Origin of the sequence: Coleofasciculus sp. G2-EDA-02, from assembly GCF_040226375.1 — a bacterium.
Taxonomy (GTDB): domain Bacteria; phylum Cyanobacteriota; class Cyanobacteriia; order Cyanobacteriales; family Coleofasciculaceae; genus Coleofasciculus.
In genome coordinates, this window is record NZ_JAVKEW010000019.1 from 30,301 (window position 1) to 49,009 (window position 18,709).

Consider the following 18,709-nt stretch of genomic DNA (forward strand, 5'->3'; position numbering starts at 1 on the left):
ACACGTTAACGATGTGTGGCTTTCCAGATAGGTGTTTTCGGTGTTTTTTTACTTCATGATTCAGTAGTTGGTAACCAAACCACAAAGGTTGTTCCCTTGCTTGAGTTCTCCCCCGAACTTTGAATCGCTGCGTCTAACTGAGATTGTGTCCACAGTGACTGCGCCGGACTAAATACCTCGATTTGACCCTGCATTTGTTCAATGAGTGCTTTGGCGATCGCTAGCCCTAAACCACTCCCTGGAATCCCTGTGTTGGCTTGTATTCCCCGATAACGCCGCTCAAATAAATGCTCGATGTCTTGGGGCGCAATCCCTAAACCCGTGTCAGTAATCGCAATTCCCACCATTGTCCTCGTCTCATCATCGGGTTGAGCCACACCTGCTTCCACATCAATTTGTCCCCCGGCTGGCGTGTATTTTAAGGCATTGTCAATTAAATTATTCAAGACTTCTCGTAACGCCTTAGCATTACCCCGAACAGGGGGTAAGTTTTGGGGAATTGAATAGCGTAATTCTAAACCACGTTCTCCTGCGATCGCTTGGGCACAAATGAGCAGGGGTTCTAATACTTCAGTGACAGTGAACGACTCGATAATTAGGGTTTTGCCCGGAAGCAGAGGAATGGCTGGTGCGTCTTTGTCCGGTTCTGAGTTAACGACAGAAGCTATTTTCCCATTCTCGTCGGGTTCGGGGAGTGGACAAGTCGCCGCGCTAGCTAACGCGGGTAAGGTTAGGGGTTCACTTGTCGGTGCATCCTGATCTAAGCACTCGTCAAAATCTTGCAATAAATCTTTCAAGCGATCGCTCTCCCGCACAATACTAGCTGCAACGTTATGATTTTGATCATCGGGTTGCAGTCGATTAAGTAGCAGCTTGCCAAAGGTTCGCAAGGCGGTTAAAGGATTGCGAAATTGATGCAGGATATCATCAAGCCGATCCCGTTGCTGTGCCTTTAGACGGCGTTGCTGAGTCCATTCCTGCTCAAACCAAGCCCGACGCCGATCCATTAAGTAGGCAAGTGTCAATGTCCCAGCTATGCGTTCAATCGCCGTTTGTTCTTTGTCATTCCACGGTCGATCCTCGCGACTTGTCACTAATAATCCCATGACTACTCCTTCATGGATCAGGGGCAAAACTATTTGCCGTCCTTGAGATAAGGTATAGTTGTCCTGATCAAGTGAGGTGGAATCTGGGATAGGGTGATCGTCACAGGGTAGAGGTAAAAGGCGAGGTACAGCTTCAGCCAGGCGGGGAATTGTGTCCAGTGAACTGACGCGATCGGGCAATGCTAACTCAGCATCGTCCTCTTCCCAGATTGCCGCTTCTGGATAGACTACTACCGGAATCAGTTTAGGTTGCGCGGCTTCGTCTAGCTCATCTGTTGTTAAATATACCGCACTCAACGCCGCGCCTAGACTTTGAGTGAGGACTCCGACCTGTGATTGACACAAGGCGACAAATTCTGAACTAGCAGGAATGAACATGAGGATTGCGTGATCACCACCAGAGGGCTTTTACAACAGAACTCACAAAAGGTTCCTCTTCTATAATGTCGAACAATTGACATAACTGGCTATCGCCCCAAGGATATAGGATGAAATGGGGAATAGGGAACTCTTAACAGGGAACAGGATCATGTATAGTGTTGGCTTGTGTGGTTAACTCACCACTTCCTCCTCTTTCTCATCTTTCTCATCTTTCTCATCTCCCTTGCCCCCTGCACCCCTGCACCCCTGCCTCTGGAGCCTCTCTAGTGCAAGAAGGCAGAAATAACGCCAACAGCTAACATCTCCCCCAGCTCCCTCAGCTCCCCCAGCTCCCCCAGCTCCCTCAGCTCCCCCTGCTTCATCGTATCTACGAAGCTGCTCAAGTATTTCCGCCGCGCCTCTCTAGGAGTTCTTTGTTAAGTTTTTTAACAAAAAATTAATTTTTATGGTAGTTATTGGGGCGGGATCATCGCTCAAACCCTTTTTCAAACTTAGCCTTGAGACATTTTAGGTATATCTATCAGATCATAAAAAGATATTGATATTTCAGACTCAAGCAGATATACTTACGACGGCTTTTGTAACTAGCATTACAACTGTCGGCAAAAAGAGGAGGTAAAGAGGTTGGCAAGAAGACGTAAGCGCAAGAGTCGCCGCCGCCAAGAGGGGCGCAAAATCCTAGAGCATGTGCCTCAGTATAATATAGAAAGCGGTGAAGATAAACCGGTTACAGCAGCACGTAAATATATTCAATCAGCCGGGATTATTCCGCCTGCTTTGCTACTAGTTAAGCGAAATGAGCATACGACAGACCGTTATTTCTGGGCAGAAAAAGGTTTATTTGGCGCTCAATATGTTGAGGAAAACCATTTTCTATTTCCCAGTCTGCGGGTGGTTGAGGCTCCCGTAGAAAAGGCTGTAGTTGCGGCTCAAAGTCTCTGACAGAGCCAAATCTTACGAATTGACCAGTGCTTTGACACTTGTCAAGAGGCAATTCATTTCATTCCTGCTAGGGGGGTGGGATGAATTGCCTAATTTTTTATGAAGGCAGATGAAAGGTGTCCTACCGGGTAGCTTGAATGTAGTGGGGCGCAGACGGATCGTCGATTTGACAGCGTTTTCTCAGGAAATAGTGCAGACGCGATCGCAAGTTTGGTGCATGTATTTTTGTAAAAATCAGAATATTTTTTTGACAAAGTATAGTAAAATACATACCCTGTGTAGGGGCGAGTCGCTGGACTAGGGTTCACGAGACAGCTTATTACTGTACTTGACTCGCCCTAAAGATGGTTCACATCAAGCACCTTGCCCTATCGAGAAGGGTGCAAGATTTAGGGTTTACCAATGCCAGATTTGATCGTAATTCCCAAATAACCCGGGCAAATCCTGACAGGCGACGTGAGTCAAACCGTCAATCATTTTTCCTTCAGGAATCCCACGAGATTTCACATCATCTACCACAATATACACCGTAATTCCCTTCTCGATTGCCCGCCGCAAATCTTGATCCAGTTTAGGTGGCTGGGTTTGTGGCTTATCCCCAAACATAAGTCCAGACGCATCTTGCCCACTCACGGCATAATTCACCGCATTTCCCCTCAACAAAATATCTAAATCAGCACCGGCAGCTCTCATCGCTTGGCAAATCCAAACCGAGGGATCATCTTGTTCTTCAATCGTACAGCGATAAGCGGATTCAACTATTTGTAACGCTTTCATCTTACTATCCCTAATCCTTCCTACTTCGTCGCAATAATTAACGTTCCATCCGACTCACTCGCCCATTTCCATAAATCACTCGGCGCACCACGACGACAGCCATCAATCGCATCTTCTACCCCTCGCTCATCCACACAAAGCCCGCAATTAATCCAATCTAATTGACACCCCTTTGCTTTCGCTTTTTCCTGGAGTGCGGCAATCCAATCTTTAGTTAAAGGATGATCTTCTTCCTCCACGCCTCTACCATGAACCGCATTCGCGTGGGGTTTTTGATGAGCAAAGGCTAAAGACACTGCCCCTTCATAAGCAAAAACATTCACATTATACCCTCGCTCAATTGCCTCATGAATCATCCGAAACGCCGTGGTAGTCCTTGCTTGTTCAAAAGGACCATCCATAATCGAAAAGGTTAAGGTTTTGGTACTCATTTTTTACTTATCTTCAGTTACAGCCAAATCGTTTTTTGTCCTTGAGCCATGGCATCAACCACAGCCGCAATGCTAGCCACTTGCACACCATCGCTTAGTTCTGTCTGTGAGATACCGCGTTCTCTCAGAGAAAAATCATCTGCCAATACGTTGACAGTGTTGAGATTGGCTAAACCATTCGCTACCGAAGCACGAGCGGCTAATACGCCATTTTCCACCAGAAACAAGGTGGTTTCATTTCCAGCATTGGCTAAATCTGATGCCAACTGATAATTTTGACTCACTTGGGTTGAATCAAAGGAACTCCTCGATTCAATTAAAAAATACTTTGCCATTCTGTTTGGCTCTCCAACCGATTGAATTAGTCAAATCAAGCACTAATAATGCCAGGACTCCCAACTATAATACAGGTTTAATCTATTGGCAAGATTGATTTTAATCCACGTTTTTACGCATTTGTCAATCTTTTAATTTTAAAAAATGTTTATTTTTTAATCGGTCATGTTCAATTATGTTTATTTTTGTGTAGAAGTGGTGATTCGTCATTAGACAGGGAACAGGGAACAGGGAATAGAAATTTTGTCGGCTATCTCCCTCATTTTCCCCATCTTCCCCCGCTCCCCCAGCTTTCTCTACACCTGTGCACCTCAGCACCCCTGCACAATTAGATTAGATGGCGAAGACAGCGCCTACTACGAACCGCGCACTTTCCCTGGAAGGAAAAACGGCAAACCGTCCTGATCACAACGTTTTGAGCCAGAAAAACAACCACAGAAATCAAAATGAAGGGAACATAATCCCTGTCCCCGGGGTTCTAAGATGTTCAGTGTTCAGGGATAATTCCTGGCAATTGATGGAGTGGTGTAGAAACGTAGACGGCTACGTCTATGTACCCTCACCTACAGAGCTGACTTATCGCGCCGCCATAACCCGCATCATGTTATCTTGCTCAATTAGCGATCGCGCTTTGCTCATGCTCTCTCACGATGCCCAGATTGTAAAGGCTTGCAGACGATGAAACAAATGAATCCTTGGCAGAAGCAATCCCTAGCCATGCTCACCATCGGTGTGATGGCGATGGGTAATGTCATGACTCCCAGCATCGCGAGGGCGACAACGGCGGCTAATTTAACCAAAAGCGCCGACTCGATTGAAATCTTTGTTCCGCCTCCAGAACGTCGAACAAGTGGCGTTTGCCCCGATTTTTTGGGATTTTATATCGACTCAATCATTAATCGCCCTAATTTAGCGGGGGGTAAATGGGGAATTATCGTGGAATCGGTATCGAATCCTGGGATTTCCTACAGCCACAACGCCAATCAATTTCTTATCCCCGCATCCAATAACAAACTCTTTACCACAGCCGCCGCTTTACAAAGGCTAGATTCGCAAGCCTTAATTCAATCGAAATCGTTAGATGAATGGGTGACAGTCACCAACCAGAGAAGCAGTAACAGCTATGCGGATAGCCTACTGCGTTACATTGGTGGACCTTCTGCCGTGAAGCAGATTTTAGCACCCTTAGGTGTTGACCCGAATAGTTTTCGTCAAGTTGATGGCTCAGGTTTATCCCGGCAGAATGTAGCCACACCGCAAGCATTAATCGCGACATTAAAAGCGATGATGTATGCCAAGGGAAATGATTTATTTTATCGTTCCTTACCCGTTGCCGGTGTGAATGGAACCCTGAGAAATCGCTTGCAGTTACCTGAAACTCAAGGCAGAATTCGGGCGAAAACGGGGACATTACGAGGAGTAAGAAGCCTGTCTGGGTATTTGGAACATCCCTATTATGGGACGATTTTGTTTAGCATTATGGTGAATCAACCGTCTCAATCGGGACAGGTATTAGTTGGGGCGATTGATGAAATTGCCTTGCGCTTGGCTCAGTTAACACCTTGTCAGTAATCTTTGCTGTCAGTAGTCAGACGAAATAGTCTTAGTCCGCGCAGGCGGACGAAAGTTTGTGTAGCTGCGACTTCCTCCTCGCCAAGGCAAAAAGGGGGTTTCCTTGCTGAAAAAGTTAGTTAGGCTAGAAACAGCACAATCTTTCATCCATTAATTTTATGGCAAGGGAACCGGTAATTAAAGTCGAAAAGCCTGTTTCATTCTGAAAAAAAGCGATAAAATCCAATCTTAAAGGAACAATTATTGAGGGTAAGGATATAAAAAAATTCACTTAAAGTGCGAACTGAAGACAGCGATAAATCTTAGCCCTGAACAACTCACAAATCTGATACTGTAACCCCTCCGCCCAACTAATACATTTGCTCAATAACACCTTAGAAAAGGGCGGGTTTACTAACATCCGGTAAAAAAAAGACGATAACCATAAAACCCGCCCCTACATTGATATCAGAAACTTTCCTCACCGCCAACCCCTCTGCGAACCTCTGCGCGAACCTCTGCGTTCCTCTGCGTTAAAAAAGCAAACCCTCCCACCTCTCAACCCTAAAAAAAAGCGCGATCGCAAGCAAATTCTATAATCAATCTAAACAGCACCAACCTTATATCTCCCACTCTCAACTATGAAACTATTTCCCCTTTCCCGAAATCACCGCCTAATTATCACTACCCTAATCAGCCTCTGTATCATCCTACTTAACTGTTTCAATTCTCCCCTCCATTCCACAGCAACCAACCCCCCAACTGAACTCTTTAACCAAGTCTGGCAAACCGTCAACGATAACTTTTATGACCCCAACTTTAACGGCATCAACTGGCAAACCATCAAAGACGAATATGAACCCCAAATCCGCCCAACCCAATCCAGGGAAGCCGCCGCCACCCTGATCAATCAAATGCTTTCTGAACTCAACACCTCTCACACCCACCTCTACATACCCAACCAACCCGCCTACTACCAAGTCTTAGGAATCTTTGCACCCAGAAACCGCGACTTACGCCAGCAACTCAAACCCTTCTTTCCCAATGGCAAAATAGAATATACTGGCATTGGTATCGTTACCAAAACTATCGACAACCAAACCTTTATCAGCGCCATTCTCGAAGGAAGCCCAGCCGCTAAAGCCGGATTAAAGGTAGGCGATCGCATCCTGAGTGTAGATAATCGCCCATTCCAACCCATTGAATCCTTTGCCGATCAAGCTGGTACTCCTGTACCAATCCTAATTCAGCGATCGCAAAATCCCAAAAGCCAGCAAAAAATCACCGTCACCCCTAAACTGCTGGATACAACCACCATGTATCTCGACGCCATGGACGCCAGCACAGAGATAATTGAACAACAAGGTAAAAAAATCGGTTATATTCATATCTGGTCTTACGCCAGTGATGACTATCAAGAAAAGCTTGAGGAACAACTCATCTATGGTCGTCTCAAACAAGCAGACACTCTAGTCGTAGACTTAAGAGACGGATGGGGAGGTTCACCCCTCACCGCCCTGAACATCTACACCGCTCCAAATCTCAGCTTAACCGCTATTTCCCGGGATGGCACGCCATATACTCACTACGCCGGCTGGAATAAACCCGTCGTCATGATTGTCAACGAAGGAAGCCGCAGCGCTAAAGAAATTCTGGCTTATGGTTTCCAGAAATTCGATATCGGACCCGTTGTCGGTACGCCAACCCCTGGCGCTGTAGTGGCGGGGCGTGCATTTCTCATGTCAGATGGTAGCTTGCTTTACGTCGCCGTCGCTGATGTCTACGTGAATGGAGACGAACGACTCGAAGGGAAAGGCGTAACACCGGATATCTTGGTTCCCTTCTCTCCAGAATACGCCCAAGGCGCTGATCCCCAAAAAGAACGGGCGCTAGAGGTGGCGCTGGAAGCCGTTACCTAATTAGGATCTGCTGAATAAGTCTGGTGGAGGGAGCTGGGGAAGCTGGGGAAGCTGGGGGAGCTGGGGAAGCTGGGGAAGCTGGGGAAGCTGGGGGAGCTGGGGAAGCCATAGTACATTTTCCCTGATAGCTAAGGGTTTGGGAGTTGTGCAGCAAGCCCTAATCACCAATCCCCAATATCTTCAAGCGCCTGTCGCAAATCATCCCCAATTTCTTCAGCACATCCTTTAACCGGTTTATGACAGTAATCCGCCACCGCTAATGGCGAACCAATACGAATATCAACATCGCACCCCCAGTGGGGTACAGGTTGACTGTAATGAATCCGAATCGGTACAACTTTAACCCCTAAACCCGGTTGCTCCTTTTCTGCATGGAGCGCTATTCGAGCCAATCCCGGTTCTAGGGGTTGAATTTCTTCTGTGCGAAAAATATCGCCTTCAGGGAAAATCACCAAAACTTTTCCCTGTTCTAATAACTCAATCCCATGACGCAAACTGGAAACTCCCGGACGCTTGGGATCAACTGGAAAACCGCCTAAACGACGAATAAACCAGCCTTGCACACCTTTCATTTCATCAACCGACACCATAAACTGCAACTCCCGTCCGATAATATCTCGACCTGCGGCGTAGGCTAACGTCAGCGCATCCCAGCGAGAACGATGGGTGGGTGCAAAGATAACTGGACTGTCTTTGGGTAAATTCTCCCGTCCTTTGACCTCAATTTTGCCAAAGTAAATGGGCAAAACCAGGTAACGTCCTAGGGGATAAACTAAGCGCACTAACCACGGTGAAATATGAGAGGTGATTGCATCTTGCTTGGTAGGTGGGGAATGCTCTTGAGTTTTGTCGGGAGATTCAGTCGGGCTCATTGTGGCAATCGATGATGTGTAAGCCAATAAAATTTTATTACAGCTTTACCTTAGGTGTTATGACCTAGCCTATCCTCTACCTAAAGGTTGATGAAGTTAGTTCGTAGTAAGGGCTTTAGCCCTTATCAAGGGAGGCAGAGACTGGACTAGGGCGGGTTTTGTTGTTCATTTATTGGTGGCTATCTTAATTTTGCGGCTAAATCCGCCCCAACAATCGACTGTAATTGATCAAAAATCTGCCTGTTGAATGGTGCAAGACTTTCTGCAACTATGCAACCTTCAAGTCAGGTACAGATACTTAAACAACAGTATGTCTTATAATTACGAACTCTTAGTCATTGGTGCAGGGTCTGGCGGTCTGGCGGCGGCGAAACGAGCCGCTGCTTACGGCATCAGCGTTGCTTTGGTTGAAAAAGAATCCATCGGTGGTACTTGTGTCAATCGTGGCTGCATTCCTAAAAAATTAATGGTCTATGCGGCTGATTTTGCTTTACAAGATAAACTGGCAATTAGCTATGGTTGGAGTGAATGTCAACGGCAGATCAATTGGTCACAATTTCTCAGCAAAGTCCACTACCATATCGATAAACTGAATCAATCTTATCTGCAAACCCTGGAGAAGGCGGGAATAGACCTAATTCGCGGTCAAGCCACATTTGTGGATGCTCATAGGATAACCGTAAACGATCGCCAAATTACCGCCAATAAAATTATTATTGCAGTGGGCGGACATCCCATCGTGCCAAACATCCCTGGTAAAGAGCATGGGATTACCTCCCGCGAAATGTTTCACCTGCAAGAGTTGCCCAAACGACTGGCAATTATTGGCGGCGGCTATATTGGTGTGGAATTTGCCAGTATGATGGATGCTTTGGGATGTGATGTCACGCTGATGGATGTGGAGGAGTCAATCTTATCAGGGTTTGATCAAGATATCCGCATGGCTGTGCAAAAGAGCTTAAGTCAACGGGGAATTCGGATTTTGACTCAAACGACTGCTAAAGAAATTACCCAAGGAACCGATGGAATCCAACTCAGCTTATCCGGGGACTATCAGGAAACCCTAAATGCTGATACCGTCTTAATTGCCACCAGTCGCGCCCCCAATACTAAAGACTTGGGTTTGGAAAATACTGAGGTTAACGTCACTGAAAAAGGTGTCATTGAGGTTGATGAGTACAGCCGCACGAGTCAGGATACTATTTTTGCCATTGGCGATTGCACCAATCGTATCCCCTTAACCCCCGTCGCCATCGCTGAAGGTCAAGCCGTTGTGGATACGGCGATTGGGAACCAACCTCAGTTTGTCAATTATGACTATGTTCCCTCTGCGGTTTTTACCCGCCCAGAAGCGGCGACTGTGGGAATGACTCAAAGCAAGGCGCGGGAGAAATTTGGTGAATCTGTGCGCTGCTACCACACTGAGTTTAAACCCATGCTTTACAGCCTGAGTGAACAGGAGGAAAAAACGATGATTAAATTAATCGTTGAGGGAGAAAATCAGCGCATCGTGGGCGCTCAGATGGTGGGTGAACATGCGGCGGATATTATTCAAACTCTCGCCGTGGCGATTCGTCAGGGCGTCACCAAGCAAGAGCTAAATGGGACGATTTGTATCCATCCGACTATCGCAGAAGAGGTTCTCACGCTGGAGTAATGGGGAAGCCAATTCAATTCGCAAAATGGTGTTCAAGTACACATTGGTACAGTCGGACAAATGATGTAGCTTGCTTCTGGCTTTGCAAGTATGACGAATGAGGAATGACGAATGACAAATGATAATACTCATCCCCCTATAATTGAGTAAAATCAAGAACAAAGTAGCCCAAATGAGTGCAGCAAATAGCGCTAATAAAATAAAATTCGGCACAGATGGCTGGCGGGGAATCATCGCTGATGATTTTACCTTTGCCAATGTCTGTAAGGTAACTCGCGCGATCGCAAGTTATTTAGATACAGCCTACGGCAAAGACCGCCCCGTTTTAGTCGCTTATGATACCCGATTCCTCGCTGATGAGTTTGCCCGCATGGCTGCTGAGGTGTTGGCAGACTTGGGTTGGACGGTGAAAATTGTCAACCGGGATTGTCCCACACCCGTGATTGCCTATCAAGCGCGTCAACTTAACTCAGCCGGAGCGCTGATGTTTACTGCCTCCCATAACCCCGCTGCCTATTGCGGGATTAAATATATCCCGGATTACGCAGGTCCTGCTACCCCGGAAATCACGGATACGATTGTTTCCAATATTGCTGGAGCAGATGATGCGCCACCTACGGGTAAGCATGGTGATAAGATTTCTACCTTTGACCCGAAACCGGATTACTTGGACTTTATTTACACGCTGCTAGATGTAGAACGGATTCGGCGGGCGCAACTTAATGTAAAATATGATGCCCTCTATTCTACCTCTCGCGGTTATCTGGATGATGTCTTAGAGCATTGCGGCTGTCAGACTGAGGCATTTAACACTACCCGCGATGTCTTATTTGGGGGCGGAATGCCTGAACCCAAAGGGGAGTATCTGGTGGGGTTAAGAGAAGCTGTGACGCGAGATAAGGCAGATTTAGGTCTAGCTACCGATGGAGATAGCGATCGCTTTGGTATCGTGGATGAACAGGGGACTGTGCTAACGCCCAATACGGTGCTGTTGTTACTGGCACGTCACTTGATTAAGAATAAAGGTAAAAAAGGTGCGATCGTCCGTACTGTTGCCACAACTCACCTGTTGGATAACTTTGCCCTGAAAAATGGTCTAGAAACTTACGAGACAGCCGTCGGCTTCAAATATATCGGTCAGAAAATGCGGGAAACTGAGGTGCTGATTGGGGGTGAAGAATCCGGGGGATTGAGCATTATTGGGCATATTCCCGAAAAAGATGGTATTTTAGCCAATATGCTGGTGGCTGAAGCTATTGCTTACGAAGGCAAACCCTTAAGTCAGTTAGTCGAAGAAGCGATTCAAGAAGCTGATGGTCCGGTTTACAACCAGCGCCTGGACTTGCATTTAAACGAGGATCACAAAGCTGCTGTTTTAGAGACTTGCACCAAAAATCCCCCCCAAGATGTGGCTGGGATTAAGGTTAAAGAAGTTGGGCGCAAAGATGGGATTAAACTCTATTTATCAGAAGGAAGTTGGGTGCTACTGCGTCCATCAGGTACAGAACCCCTGATGCGGGTGTATATGGAAACAGATTCTCCCGAAAAGCAAAGCCAAATTGCTGAGGCGATGAAGCAGATGATTCAGCAGATGGAACCTGCGACGGTATAACTAGGGCTTGCTGAATCAGGATTGTAGAGACGTTGCATGCAACGTCTCTACACAGCAAGAGGGGGCGATTGAAATCGCTGCTACACAAACAAAGTCCGCCTGCGCGGACTGAATTATAGAGGATTTCGACTATATATACTTTTAGGCTATTCCTGCCAAAACTGAGTTTCAATCCCTGATAGGGATTATAGAGGATTTTGACCGCCGACCTCTGAAATGCTTGATGTATTTAGCTTTCAATGTTCAGTTCCGAGAGACTGCATCTAATATACCATTTCAGACTTCGACAGACAAGAGACATCTTCAAGAAAAACTCCAAAACCCTCTACTAGCAAGCGTTTCAAGATTTCCGAGATTCTCATTTTCGGGATGGTGTCCTCAAACCCAGAACCAATAAGGGATACAGCCGAAAATTTACTACAGCCTTAAAAAACACCTACCCCTTCTCGGATTTAAGCCCAAAAAATTCAATCATCCCGAAGGGGTTCACCACCGATGCGCTTAACCTTGCATTGAGAACACCACGGAGGCGGTCAAACCGAATGCTATCCGGGTTTAGCTTAACCACTTCGCTCAGGTGGAATGGTACTGACTGGTATGCTGGTGGGCAATGCCCACCCTACGATATATCAAGGGTGGAGGTGAGCTCAAACAGTGCCACTTCGCTCAGGTGCGATCGCCACCCTACGGAGTATCGTCAAACTGGGATCAAATACACTATACTGCATCCACTGCCCTGAAGAGTTGAGCTTGAGATGAAAGCCTTAACTAATCTGCTTACATCTGTAATTGTCGCCGCGTGGATTGCGGCAATTGCTATCCTATCCGTACAAAATGCCACACTTGTATCCCTAAGATTCCTCAATATTGAGTCCATTAAACTCCCTGTGGGAATTGTCTTGGCGTTTAGTGTAGGCATAGGAGTGATTGCTGGGGCAATTATTCCGTGGGTATGGCAGATTCAAGGCAGAAGATAGAGGCGTTAACACCCACTTGATATATTGATTGTACCCCAACGATCGCACCGACAATAAGAACACGACTTCAGGGAGTGTGCCTCACATGACAGTTAGCCCAAACTACGCCTATATTTCTCCAGAAGACTATTTAGAAGGAGAGAGAATCTCCCCCATTAAGCACGAATATATTCGTGGGGAAGTCTATGCCATGGCAGGTGCAAGTAAAGCCCATGTGACTATTGCTCTTAACTTAGCCACCCGGCTAAGAAGCCATCTAAGGGGGAGTGGTTGTATCCCTTACATGGCAGATATGAAAGTCCAAATTGAAGCGGCTAATATTTATTACTATCCCGATGTCACTGTAACTTGTGATGAACGCGATAATTCTTCCTCCGATGAAGACTTTATTCGCTATCCCTGTTTAGTTGTTGAAGTCTTATCTCCCAAAACCGCCGCCTTTGATAGAGGGGATAAATTTGCCGACTACAGAACCATAGACACTCTAGCAGAATATGTCCTGATCAATCAAGAACGTATGAGTGTCGAGTGTTTTTGTCGTAATTCCGAAGGACTTTGGGTGCTCCATCCCTATAGCCAAGGGGAAGAAATTCACTTCGCTAGTGTTGATTTTCACTGTCCTATCGAAGCTTTGTATGAAGATGTTATGGGACTTTAGTGGGTTTAACGCTCAAAGTTTAGAGCACAAGGGCAGGTAGGTTCTTACTTTTGGTCGGGCTCTGGAAAACCTCTGTGGAAATAAACCCCTAACTTTCAGACTTCAGAAGGAGTTACTTAAGTACGCCAGGGATAACCATAGAGATAGGCGCATTGGCAGATAACGCAAATAAGAGCGCCTTCTAAAACTTTCAAGAGGAAAAAACGATGTTTCAAAGCGTGGGAATGATGGTGGGGTTGTACCACACACCTCCGTGGCTGGCTAAAGTTCCAGCAGCTCCAACCCTGTCTCCAGTCACTCATGCTCCAGAACCTGCGGCTTTGGTCTTTTCCGGACCGCAGTTTTTTATCGCCTTGATTGCTGGAGTCCTCATGGCGTTTGCCTTTCAATTTTTGTTAACCAATTTTACCCTTGCCGCAGGCATTTCAGCCGGGGATAATCTACCAGATGCAGATGAGTCTGAAACTTGGGGCAGCAAGATTAGCAAAGTTGAATCTAAGGTAGGGGTATGGGCTTTAGTCACCGTTAACATTGCCTTATTCATCGCCTGTTTTCTGGCGGTGAAACTGACCCTAATTAACAGCCTGACTCTGGGAGCCATTACAGGCGTTGTGATCTGGTCCGCATACTTCTTGCTGCTACTGTGGGTTAGTTCTACGGCAATGGGTTCTGTTGTGGGTTCCGTTGCCAATACAGCGGGTTCAGGCTGGCAAGGAGTCATGACTATAGCCACTACAGCTCTGGGTGGAAGTGCAGCAAACGCTCAGATTGTCAATACAGTTGAGGAATCTGTAGCTGCTGTTCGCCGCGAATTGAGTTCGGCGGTTGACCCTACCCGTGTCCAGGAGACAGTACAAGACTATGTGGCAGATCTGGCAATACCCAAGCTCAATCTCAAACAAATTCGCAATGATTTGGAAAATTTGCTCAGCGGTTCGGAGTTAAGATCTATCGCTGAGAGTGATATTCTGGAAAACGTGAACCGTCAGACGTTTGTCGATTTAGTCAGCAGTCGTACAGACTTATCCAAACAAGACATTAATGGGATTGCAGACCAACTAGAAGCCGCTTGGCAGCAAGTATTGGGTAAACAACAACAAACTGATCCACAGGCAAAACTGCTCAACTTCCTTCAGGAAGCCAGTCCAGAAGAGCTAACCTCAGGTCAGCTTGGCGATAAGCTCGGACAACTCGTGGGAGTGGGAGCGGGTAAATCCAATGGCGGTAATGGCAATGGTGGCTTCTCTGAGCAAGCTTTGCAACTGGGTGTCAGCGCTCTCATGAGTAGAGTCCTGTCGCGGACGGATTTGTCTGACATAGATGTGGAAAAAATTTCGGATCAGTTGCAACAGTTGAAAGAGAAAGCGACAGAGCAAGCTAAAAATCTTTCCTCTAAAGTTGCCGAGCGATTACCGGGACAACCTTTTAATACGATTAAGGCAGATGTAGAAAACTACCTGCTCGATTCCAAACCTTGGCACTTGAACCGAGAGACGATTAAGCAGGAATTTAAAGAGGTTATCTATGACCCAGAAGCAGCTCCCAAGGCAGTTCGGCAGCAATTAGAGCAACTGAATCGAGATGATTTTGTGAACCTGCTGGAATCACGGGATAATTTCACATCTGAGAAAATAGCGGATATTGCCGATCAGTTGGAAGGTATCCGCCAGGAGGTTCTGGAAAGCGTTCAAGGTGCTGAGTCTGAAGAATACTCCCAAGACATCCGCACTCGGGTGGAAAATTATCTACGCAATACCAACAAAGAAGAACTGAATCCTGAAGGGATTGAGCAGGATTTCCAAGCACTTCTGGATGACCCACAGGGGGGTATTGACGCAGTACGGCAACGGTTATCTCAGTTTGACCGCGATACTTTAGTGCAACTGCTCTCTCAACGGGACGACTTTAGTCAAGAGGAAGTCGAGCAACGGGTTGGTCAACTTGAGAGTACGCGCGATCGCGTCTTGTCACAAGCTCAGGAACTGCAAGACCAAGGGAAATCTAAAGCCGATGAGCTGCGCGGTAAGGTAGAAGAGTATCTACGCAATACCAACAAGGAAGAACTGAATCCCGACGCGATTGAGCAAGAGTTGCAAACTCTGTTGGATGACCCACAGGCGGGACTATCCGCACTCCGACAACGGTTATCTCAATTTGACCGGGATACCCTGGTGCAATTGCTCAATCAGCGCGAAGATCTCAGCCAAGAGGAGATTAATCAGGTCATTGACCAGTTCCTCAATGTACGGAATACTATCCTAAATGCACCGCGAGAATTAGCGGGTAGTGCGAAGGAGCAGTACGAGCAAATCAAAAATAAGATTGCTGAGTATCTGCGGAACACGAATCTGGAGGAACTTGACCCGGAAGGGATTAAGCAGGATTTAGGGAAAATCCTGGATGACCCGAAACAGGGCGCTTTATCTATGCGCGAACGTCTCTCTCAGGTTGATCGAGAAACCTTGGTCAAACTCCTCAGTCAACGGGAAGATTTAAGTGAGGAGGACGTTAATCGGATTATTGACCAAGTACAAGATGGGATTCAAAGCCTGGTGAAAGCACCGCGACGCTTGGCAAGTCGTGGGAAAGATAAGGTACAGGATGTACAATCCAATTTTGAAGAGTATCTGCGGAATACGGATAAGGAAGAACTTAATCCTGAAGCCATCAAGCGCGAGCTAAAACAGTTGTTTAATGATCCATCAGAAGGCTGGAAGAGTGTGAGCGATAGGCTCTCCCATTTCGATCGCTCAACCCTTGCGGCGCCGCTGTCGCAACGAGAGGATATTTCCGCCGAGGATGTGAACCGGATTGCGGATAATATTGATTCGGTCCGCAATCAGTTTGTTGAACAAGCACAAGCGGTTCAGCACAAACTGCAATCGACAATTGACAGCATTTTTGCCCGGATTCGGAATTACCTCAACTCCCTGGAGCTTCCCGAACCCAACTACGAGGGGACCAAGCGAGACATGCGTAAATTGTTTGATGATCCAGAAGCCGGGTTCGATGCGCTCCGCTCACGATTAAGTCAGTTTGACCGAGACACTCTGGTGGCTCCGTTGAGTTCCCGCGATGACCTCTCCCAAGCCGATGCCAACCGGCTGATTGAGCAAATTGAAGGGGCGCGCGATCGGGTACCCAGCCGCGCTGAACGCCTCCAAGAGGAAGCTCAAAAACGGGTTAAACAACTCAAACACAAGGCTAACCAACAAGTGAAAGAAACCCGAAAAGCTGCAGCAACAGCGGCTCGGTGGTTATTTGGTACGGCGCTTACTTCCGTCGGGGTTGCGGCTCTCGCTGGTGTGTTAGCTGCAGGCGGTTCAGCGATATTTGGTTAATACAGCAATCGCCACAGCGGTCAGGACGCATCTCATGGTACAGACCCCTCCGGCGGAACGTCTCTACAACATTTCGGAAAGTCCCAATCGATGTGTCTACTGCTACAGTTCGACAACTTCACCTATCAACAGAGGCTCCAGGGGAGGCAAAAGGGATATCCTTTCCCCTTTCGCCTCCCATCTCCTGCCTCGTTCACTGAATCATTTTGTAAACTACCCCACCTGATTAGCCGCGCCCAAAGGCTCGCTTGCTCCAGATGGGGCTTTTGGTAGCCCCGGTTCTATCCCACAAGACAATAGTTCCGTTCGCGCAGCGTGCGCGAAGCGCAAACCTCTAGGCCGGTTTACAGAACAGCTCCAAAGTTCAATCATTACTAACCCAACTCAACCGCTGCGGCAAAGAAAATATGAATCCCATCTTGATCTTCTCTGGGGGGAAACTGGAACGTAAATCGACCAAAACAAGCTTCCGGATCACTCGGTTGTACTACTGTCTTAGTTTGCCAACCACACCGGGCAAAAAAATCCTCTGGCACACCACAACCAAATTGCCACATACTCGCCCAATCATCTGATCCATTACACACCACATTATTAATCAGATCACACCCTAGGCGACTTTCTTTCGCCGATAACTCATCAATCTTTGCCATCAAAGATATTGCTTGTTCTTCCGTTAAATAATAAATAAAACCCTCTAAAATCCAGATTGTCGGTTCCTCTGGCTTAAATCCGGCAGCCAATAATAAATTAACCCATTCTGATGCGCCTAAATCCGCAACAATCGAACGGCGATCGCACCTCGGCTGTTCATTCGCCAAAATCTGATTCTTATAAACAATCACATCCTCTTGATCTACCTCATAAAAACGCAGATTATCCGGCAAGTTCAACCGATAAGCCCTTGTATCTAGACCAGCCCCCAATAACACTACCTGAAGACTATTCCCCAGATTATTTAATAAAAAATCATCTAAAAACCGAGTTCTTACTTGACTATAAGGTCGCCCTTGTTTCTCATAACTCTCAGTTAAGGTGATTGCCTTTTCAACTACCTCATCTCCGGCTAACTTTTGGGCAAATGGATCAACAAACAAAGCATCATCCCGCTTTGATTCACAAGCCCGAACTGCTGCCATTGCCCTGGCTGTATAACTAACCGTTACTTCTTGAGAATTTGCCATTTTTAAGCCACTCTATTTACAGTGCCTTGCCCGCTTCACTGCAAGTGCTTGAAATTCACAGTTTCAGCACAGGGCATCAGGGGTGCGATCGCTCCCCCCTTTCTGACTTCCGCTAGAATACTGAGGGGTAACAGCAGCGAATGTCGATGTTAACCCAGCAATGGCAACAGGGAATACACAATTTAAATGCGTTTTAGCTTATCTCAATAAAAATTAAGTATGACCCAGCAGCAAACCCAGCGCCCCTTACGTCGGGGCCGAATATTTCCTCAACATACAATACCGCCGCAAGAACTGGCAAGACGTAAAGCGGAACGAAACGCACGGTATCAACGCTGTTTCCCGGTTTTTGAACGAGTTCGAGATGAGTTAATGAGTGATTACTATAACTGGTTTATACTGATTGAGCCAAATAGTGGAGACTATTTCATTGACGCTGATGAAGATAAGGCGGTGGAAAAGGCACGTCAAAAGCATCCGACTGGCTGGCTAATGACATTCCGAATTAATGAGACTGGAGCCTGTGGCATGATATGATTTCTGGCAGATTTGGCAGTATGGGTGAGCTTTTTTTTGAGATTGATTTGATTACAGCCGAGGGAGAAGCGTTTCAAGTTGATGCGTTGTTGGATACGGGATTTACGACAGGTTGGTTAGCCGTTAATAGTCAAGATATTGATGGATTGGGGTGGCTGGTGATTGAACGAAATCGAGCCATGCGAACAGCACAAGGACAAGATGTGTTTGATTTGTATGAGGGAACGGTGAGTATTGATGGGGTTGAGTACAGGATTCCTGTTCATGTGGGCGAAGAAATTCCTGATGTTTTGCTGGGGTTACAGTGGCTGGGAATGATGCGGTTAGTCGTAGATGCGCCAGTGGGAGTGTTAACGTTAGAGCATCGGGGGAGTAATGGGAGTTAGAGTGATGTTGGGTATTGCTTTGTAAGCTTTATCCGGTGGGGG

General features: G+C 46.8%; 16 protein-coding genes. 10 read left to right on the forward strand and 6 right to left on the reverse strand.

Annotated features, from left to right (window positions below):
• Nucleotides 1-53: 53 nt before the first annotated feature.
• Nucleotides 54-1,484, reverse strand: coding sequence for a sensor histidine kinase (locus tag RLO19_RS01555; protein ID WP_446353209.1), 1,431 nt, complete (start codon nt 1,482-1,484; stop codon nt 54-56).
• A gap of 627 nt (nt 1,485-2,111) precedes the next feature.
• Here RLO19_RS01555 and RLO19_RS01560 point away from each other — a divergent pair.
• Nucleotides 2,112-2,429, forward strand: a complete 318-nt coding sequence (locus RLO19_RS01560; protein ID WP_446353211.1) for a DUF3155 domain-containing protein — start codon at nt 2,112-2,114, stop codon at nt 2,427-2,429.
• A 396-nt stretch (nt 2,430-2,825) separates the two neighbouring features.
• Here RLO19_RS01560 and RLO19_RS01565 read toward each other — a convergent pair whose 3' ends face one another.
• Genes RLO19_RS01565 through RLO19_RS01575 form a run of 3 tightly spaced genes read right to left on the reverse strand, consistent with a single transcriptional unit; the run spans nt 2,826 to nt 3,972 of the window.
• Entirely contained in the window at nt 2,826-3,206 is a 381-nt protein-coding gene (locus RLO19_RS01565; RefSeq protein ID WP_446353213.1) for a hypothetical protein, read from the reverse strand.
• A 20-nt stretch (nt 3,207-3,226) separates the two neighbouring features.
• Nucleotides 3,227-3,637 (reverse strand): DsrE/DsrF/TusD sulfur relay family protein, encoded by a 411-nt coding sequence (locus tag RLO19_RS01570; RefSeq protein WP_446353215.1) that lies wholly within the window; start codon nt 3,635-3,637, stop codon nt 3,227-3,229.
• Nucleotides 3,638-3,654: 17 nt separating this feature from the next.
• Entirely contained in the window at nt 3,655-3,972 is a 318-nt protein-coding gene (locus RLO19_RS01575; protein WP_446335166.1) for a DsrH/TusB family sulfur metabolism protein, read from the reverse strand.
• A gap of 679 nt (nt 3,973-4,651) precedes the next feature.
• On the opposite strand from RLO19_RS01575, the gene RLO19_RS01580 reads away from it, so the two are divergent.
• Nucleotides 4,652-5,545, forward strand: coding sequence for a D-alanyl-D-alanine carboxypeptidase (locus tag RLO19_RS01580; protein ID WP_446353217.1), 894 nt, complete (start codon nt 4,652-4,654; stop codon nt 5,543-5,545).
• Between the two features lie 620 nt (nt 5,546-6,165).
• Nucleotides 6,166-7,443 (forward strand): S41 family peptidase, encoded by a 1,278-nt coding sequence (locus RLO19_RS01585; RefSeq protein ID WP_446353219.1) that lies wholly within the window; start codon nt 6,166-6,168, stop codon nt 7,441-7,443.
• Nucleotides 7,444-7,604: 161 nt separating this feature from the next.
• On the opposite strand, the gene RLO19_RS01590 is transcribed toward RLO19_RS01585, so the two are convergent.
• Nucleotides 7,605-8,315, reverse strand: a complete 711-nt coding sequence (locus tag RLO19_RS01590) for a lysophospholipid acyltransferase family protein (RefSeq protein WP_446353221.1) — start codon at nt 8,313-8,315, stop codon at nt 7,605-7,607.
• Nucleotides 8,316-8,625: 310 nt separating this feature from the next.
• On the opposite strand from RLO19_RS01590, the gene gorA reads away from it, so the two are divergent.
• The 5 genes from gorA (at nt 8,626) to RLO19_RS01615 (ending at nt 16,560) form a co-directional block, all read left to right on the forward strand.
• Nucleotides 8,626-9,972 carry a glutathione-disulfide reductase gene (gene gorA / locus RLO19_RS01595; RefSeq protein ID WP_446353223.1) on the forward strand — a complete coding sequence of 449 codons (1,347 nt, stop codon included), beginning with the start codon at nt 8,626-8,628 and terminating at the stop codon, nt 9,970-9,972.
• A 172-nt stretch (nt 9,973-10,144) separates the two neighbouring features.
• Nucleotides 10,145-11,584 carry a phosphoglucomutase/phosphomannomutase family protein gene (locus RLO19_RS01600; RefSeq protein WP_446353225.1) on the forward strand — a complete coding sequence of 480 codons (1,440 nt, stop codon included), beginning with the start codon at nt 10,145-10,147 and terminating at the stop codon, nt 11,582-11,584.
• Between the two features lie 755 nt (nt 11,585-12,339).
• Nucleotides 12,340-12,561, forward strand: a complete 222-nt coding sequence (locus tag RLO19_RS01605; RefSeq protein ID WP_446353227.1) for a LapA family protein — start codon at nt 12,340-12,342, stop codon at nt 12,559-12,561.
• An 85-nt stretch (nt 12,562-12,646) separates the two neighbouring features.
• On the forward strand, nt 12,647-13,219 hold the full coding sequence (locus RLO19_RS01610; RefSeq protein ID WP_446353229.1) for a Uma2 family endonuclease: 573 nt from the start codon (nt 12,647-12,649) through the stop codon (nt 13,217-13,219).
• Nucleotides 13,220-13,425: 206 nt separating this feature from the next.
• A complete protein-coding gene (locus RLO19_RS01615; RefSeq protein ID WP_446353230.1) occupies nt 13,426-16,560 on the forward strand; it encodes an MFS transporter in 3,135 nt (1,044 codons plus the stop codon).
• Between the two features lie 374 nt (nt 16,561-16,934).
• Here RLO19_RS01615 and RLO19_RS01620 read toward each other — a convergent pair whose 3' ends face one another.
• Nucleotides 16,935-17,744, reverse strand: coding sequence for a class I SAM-dependent methyltransferase (locus RLO19_RS01620; RefSeq protein ID WP_446353232.1), 810 nt, complete (start codon nt 17,742-17,744; stop codon nt 16,935-16,937).
• Between the two features lie 219 nt (nt 17,745-17,963).
• On the opposite strand from RLO19_RS01620, the gene RLO19_RS01625 reads away from it, so the two are divergent.
• Complete coding sequence (locus tag RLO19_RS01625) at nt 17,964-18,281, forward strand: hypothetical protein (RefSeq protein WP_446336435.1); 318 nt, start codon at nt 17,964-17,966, stop codon at nt 18,279-18,281.
• Nucleotides 18,278-18,667: an aspartyl protease gene (locus tag RLO19_RS01630; RefSeq protein ID WP_446353234.1), complete on the forward strand. Its 390-nt coding sequence runs from the start codon at nt 18,278-18,280 to the stop codon at nt 18,665-18,667. Before RLO19_RS01625 ends, RLO19_RS01630 begins: the two co-directional genes overlap by 4 nt.
• Nucleotides 18,668-18,709: the final 42 nt, after the last annotated feature.